Below are 732 nucleotides of genomic sequence, written 5' to 3'. Positions count from 1 at the left end.
CGGTGTGTTCAGCGTCGAACGCAGATACCAGTTCTCCGCGCTGCCGGCGCTGACGCCGCCCTTGAAGAGATAATATTCGAAGGCGCCGGCGGCGACCGGCGCATCGAGGGCAAAGGCGCTTGCGCTCGACGTGGCGCCGTTGACCGCCTGGACGAGCATGATGCCGTCGGACGTGGTCTGCGCCCCGGCGCCGCCGACATTGACCACAGCGATGCCGGTCGAGCCGGAGGCCGTGCCGCCGGACAGCACCAGCCGGTCGGAAGCGGAGCTGTCGTCGCCAAGCTCGGTCTGGAGGAGGAGCAGCCCGCCCATGCCGACATAATTGCCCGATATGGTCAGGCGATCGGAAGCGCCGGTGCCGCCGTTGGTCAGGTCGATGCGGCCGGCATTGACCACATCGGCCAGTTGGCCCGAGGTGAAGGCCTGGATGGAACTGTTGAAGCCACCGCCGCCATAGAGCGTGCTTGCCTGGTCGACGCTGAGCCTTCCGGTGCCCGTGCCGCTGTCGCCCAGTACGAGATTGCCGTCGAGGATCAACTGGGTATCGTTGGTGGCGTCTATGGTTTCCCAGTTCTGGACCCTGGCGATGCCTTCCAGCTTGACGTTGTCGAAGGTAAGCGCATCGGTGCCGAGGCCGCCATTCAGCGCATCGGCTCCGCCGAGATTGGCGTTGGTGAGATTGCTGAGTTTGGCGGTATCGTTGTCGGCGCCGAGGTCGACCGAGCCATAGAT

Annotated in this window: 1 pseudogene; it reads right to left on the bottom strand. The window is 65.2% G+C overall.

Annotation, left to right across the window (positions count from 1 at the left end):
- Positions 1-732 (bottom strand): annotated as a pseudogene (locus tag EOA36_RS36450) (autotransporter outer membrane beta-barrel domain-containing protein); the annotation flags it as partial.

This window comes from Mesorhizobium sp. M8A.F.Ca.ET.021.01.1.1 (genome assembly GCF_003998025.1).
Lineage (GTDB): Bacteria > Pseudomonadota > Alphaproteobacteria > Rhizobiales > Rhizobiaceae > Mesorhizobium.
The sequence above is the reverse complement of the archived record's forward strand: the minus strand, read 5'-3'. Positions and strand labels throughout refer to the sequence as shown.